9 protein-coding genes are annotated in these 9,576 nt (G+C 63.7%); 3 read left to right on the plus strand and 6 right to left on the minus strand.

What is annotated here, in order from left to right; translation table 11 throughout:
- The first annotated feature begins 79 nt into the window (after positions 1-79).
- On the plus strand, positions 80-1,585 hold the full coding sequence (locus tag D1610_RS11085) for a tryptophan halogenase family protein (protein ID WP_222926993.1): 1,506 nt from the start codon (positions 80-82) through the stop codon (positions 1,583-1,585).
- 8 nt (positions 1,586-1,593) lie between these two features.
- On the opposite strand, the gene D1610_RS11090 is transcribed toward D1610_RS11085, so the two are convergent.
- The gene (locus tag D1610_RS11090) at positions 1,594-2,607 is read right to left on the minus strand and encodes a cupin-like domain-containing protein (RefSeq protein ID WP_118864237.1); all 1,014 of its coding nucleotides are present in this window, start codon (positions 2,605-2,607) and stop codon (positions 1,594-1,596) included.
- 50 nt (positions 2,608-2,657) lie between these two features.
- Here D1610_RS11090 and D1610_RS11095 point away from each other — a divergent pair, with 50 nt between their 5' ends.
- Together D1610_RS11095 and D1610_RS11100 are read left to right on the plus strand one after the other, a co-directional pair.
- Positions 2,658-3,335: a DUF6445 family protein gene (locus D1610_RS11095; protein ID WP_245942169.1), complete on the plus strand. Its 678-nt coding sequence runs from the start codon at positions 2,658-2,660 to the stop codon at positions 3,333-3,335.
- 19 nt (positions 3,336-3,354) lie between these two features.
- A complete protein-coding gene (locus D1610_RS11100; RefSeq protein ID WP_222926994.1) occupies positions 3,355-4,803 on the plus strand; it encodes a glycoside hydrolase family 30 protein in 1,449 nt (482 codons plus the stop codon).
- Here D1610_RS11100 and D1610_RS11105 read toward each other — a convergent pair.
- From D1610_RS11105 to D1610_RS17085, 5 genes are all read right to left on the minus strand, one after another.
- Complete coding sequence (locus D1610_RS11105; protein ID WP_118864239.1) at positions 4,749-5,180, minus strand: hypothetical protein; 432 nt, start codon at positions 5,178-5,180, stop codon at positions 4,749-4,751. The two genes, D1610_RS11100 and D1610_RS11105, sit on opposite strands and share 55 nt — an antisense overlap.
- Positions 5,181-5,522: 342 nt before the next feature.
- Positions 5,523-5,873: an SseB family protein gene (locus D1610_RS11110; RefSeq protein WP_182466792.1), complete on the minus strand. Its 351-nt coding sequence runs from the start codon at positions 5,871-5,873 to the stop codon at positions 5,523-5,525.
- Positions 5,874-6,136: 263 nt separating this feature from the next.
- Positions 6,137-7,717: a hypothetical protein gene (locus D1610_RS17080; RefSeq protein WP_222926995.1), complete on the minus strand. Its 1,581-nt coding sequence runs from the start codon at positions 7,715-7,717 to the stop codon at positions 6,137-6,139.
- A 49-nt stretch (positions 7,718-7,766) separates the two neighbouring features.
- Positions 7,767-8,186: a hypothetical protein gene (locus D1610_RS16865; protein WP_147414316.1), complete on the minus strand. Its 420-nt coding sequence runs from the start codon at positions 8,184-8,186 to the stop codon at positions 7,767-7,769.
- A partial coding sequence (locus tag D1610_RS17085) for a hypothetical protein (protein WP_182466794.1) occupies positions 8,183-9,576 on the minus strand: 1,394 nt, incomplete at its 5' end. The genes D1610_RS17085 and D1610_RS16865, both read right to left, overlap by 4 nt.

Here is a 9,576-nt window from a genome sequence, read left to right on the forward strand (position 1 = left end):
TATGCCGCACCCCGGCAGACCGGCGCGTTGCCGGTCCAGACGGTGACGCGCTGCGAGACCGCGCGGTAGGGGCGAACGGATGATGCAGCAGTTGCGGCGGATATTGATCGCGGGCGGCGGATCGGCTGGCTGGATGACCGCGGCGCTGCTCGCCAAGCTGTTCCAGGGCCTGTACGAAATCACACTGGTCGAATCCGAGGAGATCGGCACCGTCGGCGTCGGCGAGGCAACGATCCCGGCGATCAAAAAATACAACGAGCTGCTGGGGCTGGACGAGAACGAGTTCCTCCAGCGCACTCAGGGCACCTTCAAGTTGGGCATTCAGTTCAACGACTGGTGGCGCAAGGGCGAGAGCTATATCCATGGCTTCGGCGTGATCGGGCAGGATCTGGGCTGGCTTCGCTGCCACCAATATTGGCTGAAGATGCGGGCGCAGGGCCGCGCGAGCGATTTCGCCAATTTCTCGATCAACACCGCCGCCGCGCTCGAGAACAAGTTCATGCGCGCCAAGCCCGATATGGGCGAATCCCCGATCGGCCACATCGCCAACGCCTTCCATTTCGACGCGGGCCTCTATGCCCGTTTCCTGAGCGGCTATGCGCAGGAGCGCGGCGTCAGGCGGCGCGAGGGCAAGATCGCCGGCGTCGCGCTGCGCAACGAGGACGGTTTCGTCAAATCGGTGACGATGGATGACGGCGAGGTGATCGAAGCCGATTTCTTCGTCGATTGCTCGGGCTTTCGCGGCCTGATCATCGAGCAGGCGATGAAGACCGGGTACGAGGACTGGACTCATTGGCTGCCGTGCGACCGCGCGATCGCGGTGCCGTGCGAACGCTCGGCCGATTTCACCCCCTATACCCGGTCGACCGCGCGCGAGGCCGGCTGGCAGTGGCGCATCCCGCTGCAGCACCGCACCGGCAACGGCCATGTCTATTCGAGCAAATATATCGACGACAATGCGGCCGAGCGCGTGCTGCTCGACAATCTCGACGGCGAACAGCGCGCCGATCCGCTGCGGCTGCGCTTCGTCACGGGCAAGCGCAAGCGGATATGGAACAGGAATTGCGTCGCGGTCGGGCTGGCGGCGGGGTTCATGGAGCCGCTCGAATCGACCAGCCTGCACCTGATCCAGTCGTCGGTGATCCGCATGGTGCGGCTGCTGCCCGATGCGGGCTTCGACCAGGCGGGGATCGACGAGTTCAACCGCCAGACCGATTTCGAATATGAGCGCATCCGCGACTTCATCATCCTTCACTACAAGGCGACCGAGCGGAACGACACACCGTTCTGGGATTATTGCCGGACGATGGAGGTGCCCGCGACCTTGCAGCGCAAGATGAATCTGTTCGCCGCCAATGGCCGCATCTTCCGCGAGGATGAGGAACTGTTTTCGGAAGAAAGCTGGATCCAGGTGTTCCTGGGCCAGGGCGTGATCCCGCGCGGCTACGATCCGCTGGTCGATATCAAGAGCGACGCGCAGGTCGCGCAGTTCCTCGGCAATATCGAGGCGGTGATCGCCAAATGCGTGCGGCTGATGCCGTCCCACGCCGATTTCGTCGCCAAGACCTGCCCCGCGCCCGCCTGATGCCCGGGTCAGCGCCCTCCGCCAGCCTGGCGCTGCAGCTTCGCGATCAGCTGGCGCCGCATCTGCGCCACCGCATCGGGCCCGGTTGCGCCCAATATGCCGCGCGCCTGCGGCGGCAGATGCTCACCGGGATCACCGTCCTCGAGGAAGACATAGCGATCGAACATCGCGCGCCAGGCGCGGCGCTGGTCGGCGGGCAGGTTCCTGAGCGTCATCAGCCCATGCATCAGCGCATCCCATGCCGATCCGATGTCCGTGCGCGCAGGATCCCACCAATAGTTGACGAGGACGTTCACCCGGTCGAGCGCCTCGACATGGTGATACCATTGATAGGGGATGTAGAGCGCGTCGCCGGGGCCGAGTTCGGCCGTCTGCGCCGCCTCGAGCGCCTGGGCAAAGCGCGGGAAGCGGTCCAGATCGGGCGCCGTCACATGCGCCATGCTCACCTGCGTTCCCGCCGGGGTCAGGTGGAACGGCCCCATATAGAGGTTGGCGACCTGATCGGGCGGAAACAGGGTGAAGCGGCGGCGTCCCACCGCGACGCAGGCGATGTTCTCCGACGGATCATGATGCGTCGCGACCTTGGCGGCGTTGCCGATCCACAAGCGCGGGATGACGGCGGACGGCACAAGAGGCATCGCATGCGCCTCGACGAAACCCGGCAGATGATCGGGCGCCGTCAGCCCCTGCACCGCGAGCGTATCGGGATGAGGCTTCGCGGCTTCCGCCAGCAACGCGTCGAGGAAGGCACCCAGCGGCACCTCCTCCCGCGCGAAATTGGGCGCGCGGAGATCGTTGCCGTAGTGCAGCCGGCCTTCCGTCTCGGGCGCGGCGCGGACATGCTGAATGGAACGATCCCCCGCATATCCGGCGAGCAGCGCCACCGCCTCCGCATCGCTGGCCGCGCGCGCCAGCGGCCAGTCGCCGACCAGACCCTTCATCACCACGGGCTTTGCGGCGGCGCGAATCTCGTCGTGAAAGACGACGGGCGTTACGTCGCGTTGGATCGGGATCGCTTGCATCGCGCCAGCGTCCGCGCTTGCCAGCCGGCTGTCAACGCCGGGTACGCCCGGTGAGCACGCGATCGGCGCGGATCGAACGCATCGGCCATGAGGGCGAGCCGGTGGTCGTGATCGACAACTTCTCACCCTGTCCGGAGCAACTGGTCGAGGACGCGACGACGCTGACATTTTCGACCTGGAGCCAATATTATCCCGGCGTCCGCGCGCAGGTCACGCCGCGTTATTTCGATGGACTGGCGGCGATCCTTGCGCCCGTCGTGCGCGATGTGTTCGGTTTTCGCAATCGGCTGGAAGTCTCCGGCGCGCTCTATTCGCTGGCCACGACCCCGCCGGGCGATCTGGCGCTGCCCCAGCGCATCCCGCATTTCGATGGGGTCGAGGACGGCATGATCGCGATCATCCACTATCTGACGCGCGCCGGCGCGAGCGGCACCAGTTTCTACCGCCACCGCTCGACCGGCTTCGAGACAGTGAACGCGGCGCGCCACCGCATCTATCTCGATGCGCTGCAGGCCGATTTCCGGACACATGGCGAGCCGCCGCCCGGCTATATCGCCGGCGACACGCCGATCTTCGAGCGGATCGCCGATTTCGCGCCCGCCTGGAACCGCGCGCTGATCTATCGCAGCAGCCTGTTGCACTGCGCCGCCATCGCCGACGATTCCGCGCTGACCGACGATCCGCGCACCGGGCGGCTGACGGTCGCAAGCTTTCTGTCGGCGGAATGATATAAGAGGGAGAGAGACCATGCCGCACCCCGGACCGACCCTGAAGAGCCTCGGCGGAATGCTCGCAACGCTGGCGCTGGCCGGCTGCTCCTCCGCCGATGGTTTGCGACCGGCGGATGCCAGCCCCCGGGTCCAGATGTGGCTGACCACCCAGGACCGGACCGCGCTGCTTGCCGAGCAACCCGCGCTGAAATGGGCGGTAGGCCAGGCGCCGGGAGCTGCGATCGCCGTCGATCCCAGCCAGCGCTATCAGGAGATGGTCGGCTTCGGCGCTTCGGTGACTGACGCGTCCGCCTATCTGATCCAGAAGATGACGCCCGACGCGCGGAAGGCGCTGCTCACCGATCTGTTCGGTCCCGCACCGGGCATCGGCATCGGCTTCACCCGCGTGACGATCGGCGCGTCCGATTTCTCGCGCACGCATTACAGCTATGACGACATGCCGAAGGGCCAGACCGATCCCGAGCTCAGGCATTTCTCGATCGCGCCGGCCAAGGCGGAGGTGCTGCCGACGGTGCGCGCGGCTCTCGCGATCAATCCCGAGCTCAAGATCATGGCCTCTCCGTGGAGCGCGCCGGGCTGGATGAAGAGCACCGATAGCCTGATCAAGGGCACGCTGCGAGAGGAGGCCTATGCCCCATTCGCGACCTATCTGACGCGGACCGTGCAGGATTTCACGGCGGAAGGCGTGCCGGTTCATTATCTGAGCATCCAGAACGAGCCCGATTTCGAGCCGGAGAACTATCCCGGCATGCGTTTGAGCCCGGCCCAGCGCGCGGAGATCATCGGCGATCATGTCGGCCCGCAGTTCAAGGCGGCGGGGCTGAAGACCGAGATTCTCGAATGGGATCACAACTGGGACAAGCCCGAACAGCCGCTGGGTGTCCTGGCCGACGCCGAGGCCGCTAGCCACATCTCCGGCGTCGCCTGGCACTGCTATGGCGGCGACGTCTCCGCTCAGAGCATCGTGCGCGAGAAGCATCCCGACAGGGACGTGTTCTTCACCGAATGTTCGAGCGGAGAATGGTCCGCCGCCTGGCCGGACGCCTGGCCATGGACGATGCGCAACCTGATCATCGGCGCCACGCGCCACTGGGCGCGAGGCGTGCTGCTGTGGAACCTCGCGCTCGACGAGAAATTCGGCCCGCATCTGGGCGGCTGCGGCGATTGCCGCGGTGTGGTGACGATCGACAGCAAGACGGGGGCGGTGACGCGCAACCCCGAATATTACGCGCTCGGTCATCTCAGCCGGTTCGTGCGGCCGGGCGCGCGACGCATTGCCTCGACCAGTCCGGTGGCGGCTGTCGAGAGCGTCGCGTTCGTCAATCCCGACGGATCGCAGGTGCTGCTTGCCTTCAATGCCGGCAAAGATGCCGCCGACGTGGCGGTGAACGCGCCTGCCGGGCACTTCCGCTATCGTCTGCCGGCCAATGCTGCGGTGACGTTCCGCTGGCGCGGCGAGCGGTAACGCTTCGGAGCGGCGGGGGTGGCGCGGCCGGCGGTGGCCTGGGCGGTGAGGCGGCCGAGCCTGTCATAGCTTGAGAGCAGGCCTTCGTGGCGGGGGGTCCCGTCCGAGGCGAGGCGGGTCCAGGTCCTCGCCAGCTGGTTGCCGGCGGCGTCATAGGCGTAGTCGAAGGTCCCGCCCGCGGCGTCGATCGTCTTCTCGAGCCGCCCGCCCGCATCGTAGAGGTTGCGGGTGACGCGCTCGCCCGCGTCGCCCGCGCCCGCCTGGCGGGTGCGGGTGAGGTTGCCGAGCCCGTCATAGGCGTAGTCGATCGCAGGCGTGACCGCGACGCCGTCATGGTCGAGGAACGACGCCCGCTCCTCGCGGATCAGGCGGGCCAAACTTCACGAAGCTCGCGCATATCGGAAACGGAAGTTCAGCATGTTCAGTGTACGAAGTTCGCGCATATCGCGGAGTGAGGTTTGAGGAATTTGAGGCTCAAAGGCGATTGTTCGCGCGGGGCCGGACCGGATGGACGGTGGCGTGCGCCTTGCGGCGCAGGCGAGGGGCGGACGGCGTCAAAGAGCGAGCCGGCGGCGGAGCGCTGGCGAGTCGGAACAATAGCAGAACGCAGACGTGTAGGACAGCGCTAATACGCGGAGCAATATGTATTACCCCCGGAATTATAGCGATTTTGGCGGACCAATTGGCTTATGATTCCGAAATTCCTGTGCGGGCATGGCCTACGCCTTCAGCTTATCCCTAAGGCTCGGCGTAGCATCAGGTGCGATTATCAACTGCGTTGCGTAACCAGGGTTAATGATAACTCCATATTTTGGGGGCAGTCGAAGGAAAAATTCCCGCCCATTCATTTGCAGAATGTAGCTTGCCACGTCGCTATGTAGCCGAGGCCGATCCGATGATGAGAAGGCTGCCACTAGTGGCTTCCCATCTTTTTCCAGAAGTAGCGGATCGAATCCGCGACCATCATCTCGTACCTCCGCCTTGCTAGAAATAAAGAGAGAAGATGCCGCAATATTCATCAGCAGCGCATCGATATGTAAGTGTCCGCGCTTCGCTTCGACGATGGCCACTTCGAGATCATTTTGAGGCTCAAAATCCTTTAGCACGATAGCAAACCCTAGATAGTTGCATTCGGATATAAATCATTGGCTTCCGATACGGACAACAACTTCGCCGCATGCAAATTCTCATGCCATAGCGCGCCACATAGTTTGCACCGGTTCAGGAAAGTTGGCCCCTCTTCGATTGTAGAAAGTCGTTCAAAACGTTCGAAGGGCGCATGATACCCCTTAGAACAAAATTTGCAGAGCTTGAGAGCATTCCCCAACATCATTTACCACTCCCGTATCGGAATCCGGGTACCGTTTGGATCAATCTTAAATAGCGTCGATCCGCTTGGTATTGAACCGCCTCCCGGCACGACAAATTCGCGTGTCGGATTGACCAAATATCCGCCTCCGTTCGGCAATCTCAGCGCGGTGTGGCCACCTTCGAGGAAATGGGGAAGCGCCGTGTCCGCTGCCGTTGGCAGTCTGGGAGACAGTCCGTTTAACGGGAATTCGACACCGAAGACATCACCACCCGAGATATATGCCCGCTCCAGAGAAGGTGCGCCACCCGTGTAGCGGTAGGCACTCGCAGCATCGGTCACAATAGCAGAATCCTCTAGTGGCATGAAGAAATGGGCTTCTCCGGTGCGCCCCAGCGTTGCATCCGCTCGATCGATATACGGGAGAGCCTGCTGATCGAAGAAATAAACGCCTCTGCCTGCCGCGCTGTCTGCGACATGACCAACGTTGCCCAGTTTTGCAGGCATTGCTCGCGCGCCGCCCAATGTAAACAGACCGATGTCGGTGGTTTGCCGGTCGAACGGCGCGACGGTGCCGGCCCGGCCGCGATAGTAGGAGGAGCCGAAGTCCAGCGGACCCGTGATCGGTGAAAAGACGAATTCCACCGGTGCTGCGACATATCCCAGACCGCCCGCGTCCCAGAGATCATAGGCCTGACGTTGTCGTCCCCATATCGCCTCCTTCAATCTCGTCCATGGCGTGTAGGCCCTGGCTATCTGGCCTTCGTAAGGATTCGCGTTGCTCTCCAGCCTCCATCCGCCGCGTTCGCGGCCGAGCCAGCCGGCATTGAGCAGGGTGAGGACATCGATGCCGAGATCATAGTCCGGCGCCAAGCGCTGTCCGGTGATGAAAATCTCGCCTGTGGCGGGATCGCTCAGGGCAAGGGGGTAGCCATGGCCGGCGAGGGGATAGGGTTCCTGGGCGATGGCGGGCGCGCCTGGGGTCATGTAGGCCGAGCCTGCGAGATCGGCGGGCAGGTCGATGCTGCCGACCGGTCCGAAAGACAGGTCGGGCGGTCCGGCGAGGTCGGCGTTCAGGTCTTCGGCGCCGCCATTCGCCCCCGGCATTCCGCCCGCCTTGCCCGTCCTGCTGCTGCCGGCGAAGGCGTCGCTCACCCAATCGCCGAGCATCCCCCCGACGGTCTGGCCGATGACGGATGGTAGCGAGGCGATGATGTTGTCGCCGAAGCTGGTGCCTTCGGCGAGGCTGCGGGTGGCGGCGTAGGTGATGGCGCTGGCGCTGCTTACAGCCAGGGTCTGGCCGAAGTTGAGCTTGGCCTGCGCCCCGCCGAACAGGCCTCGTACCTGTCCGCCGACGCCCGCGCCGATGCCCGCGGCGGCGACGCCGGCCCAGTCGAAGTTCGACTGGAGCTCGGTCGCGACGGCGATCCCCTGAACGACGGCGTTGCTCACCGCGCCGTTCACCGCGTCGATCAGGAAGTTGCCGCTGGAGGGGCCCGACAGCCCCGCCGAGAGCGCGGTGATCGCCACGCTCTTGAAGTCGAACCCGCCCTCCTGGATGCCCGTCGCCAGCCCGAACCCCTGGCCCGCCACATTGCCCGCCACCGCGCCGCCGACCGGGCCGAGGAACGACGTGGCGACGTAGGTCAGTCGGCTATATTGCTGTAGCGTTTGCGAGATTCGCCTCGATCGCAAGAATGATCTTTTCCGCCTTCAACGTGGAAAAGCTGATTCCTTTTGATGCGAAATACGCTGCCGCCAGACGCACCGCCTCACGCAGCGACTGACCGATGAATTCCTGAATGCCCTTACCATCTGCGACCGATTGAGGGACTGCAATTGCGACTGAGAGGCCTTTCTCCTTCTTTGAGAAATGTCCCAGTTTGTGGCCTGTAAAATCAGGTTCATTGATGGTACCAGGCACGACAAAGATAGGGTTAATCCATGCTTCCTGACCATCATCGTATCCCGGATCTCGCACTCGTGCGGCCACCTGAGAGGCTTTGATCAATATCTTACTAACGTCAGATTCCCGATGCTCAGGCCCACCAAAATCAATACCGATGGTTATCATTGTATGTTTCTCGCTTTTATAGCCCAAGGCTCGCGATTAAGTGGTCCCGGATTGGCAATAGTACGTTGACGTTCCAGAGCGATCATGTCTGCGCGCGACCCCTGATCGACGCGCAGCATGTACTTATCCTTCATGAAGGCTTTGGAATAGCGGGTATCCATATTCTGCGTGATGCCGTTCTTTAGGAACGTTCCATCCGTCGAGTAGAGTTCGTACAAATATGCGGTCCGAGGGGATGCCGCCGAATTCCCGTGCACGACGAAGGCGCGCGTGTTGACCGTTCCCGTCGCTCTTTGGAATCCCGCGATGGCCGGCGCGCTCAGCGCGTATCGCGATCCGCTGACGCCCAGGTCGAACGTTCCGCCGGCAGCCAAGCGCGCCGCATATCCGGCGTTGACGCCCTGATTGACGGTTCCGTTGAACGTCAGTCCGGGTGCAAAACGTGCCCCTAACGCGCTTCCGGCGACGTAGGTTGTCATCGGCCGCAGATTGTCATGGGTGAACAATTGATCCACCACATGGGCAGCTTGGCCTGCGGTGGCGTTGAAGATCGCGCCGGTTACGCTGGTGCTCGGATCGTTCCACCAGGCCGAGAATGCTTGCGCCCGCTCGTGGTTGCGGGTCATGCTGGCGGGCGTCAGTGCGATGATGTCGCTACCGAGCTGCGCCATGCTGGCGAGGCCCACCACCAGATCGCTAAGCCCGCCGGCGATCTCCTGACCTGAGGTTACGACCGTATCCATGAAGCTGCCGGCCAGTCGATCAAATCGTGAATTTTCCCAAGCTTCCGGGCTTATCGCATCGACAAAGTAAGGATTCTGACTGGGATCGGGCTGGTAATAATAGCCGAAGGCGCGCAGCCCATCCGGCCCTTCCATCCACTCGGGCGTCGGTCGCGCCACGATGCGCGGTGCGTTCGCCGCGCTTATGCCATTTGCCGGCCCGCCTTCGAGAATCTGACCGTCATACTCAAGGTAGACGGAGCCTCGCGGTCTACCGTTCCCTGCGGTGTTCCCCCCCACGGTCGCATAGCCGTTGGCGGCGGCCGCCAGTTCGGCGGCGGAGGGTGGCACCTCGCCCAGATAAGGCAGCGGCGAGAGCGCGGCGACGAGTTCGGCTCCGCTCGGCGTGACGTCGCCCGAAATCAGCGGGTCGCCCGGATCGAGGCCGATCCCGCCCGCCTTGCCGGTGCGGCTGTTGCCGGCGAAGGCGCCGTTGATCGCATCGCCGAGCATTCCGCCGATGGTTTGGCCGATGACGGATGGGAGCGAGGCGATGATGTTGTCGCCGAAGCTGGTGCCGGTGGCGAGGCTGCGGGTGGCGGCGTAGGCGATGGCGCTGGCGCCGCTCGTCGCGAACTGCTGGCCGTGGGCGGCGAGGCGGGAGCCGG

Source organism: Sphingomonas gilva, from assembly GCF_003515075.1.
In the GTDB taxonomy this organism is placed as follows: domain Bacteria; phylum Pseudomonadota; class Alphaproteobacteria; order Sphingomonadales; family Sphingomonadaceae; genus Sphingomonas; species Sphingomonas gilva.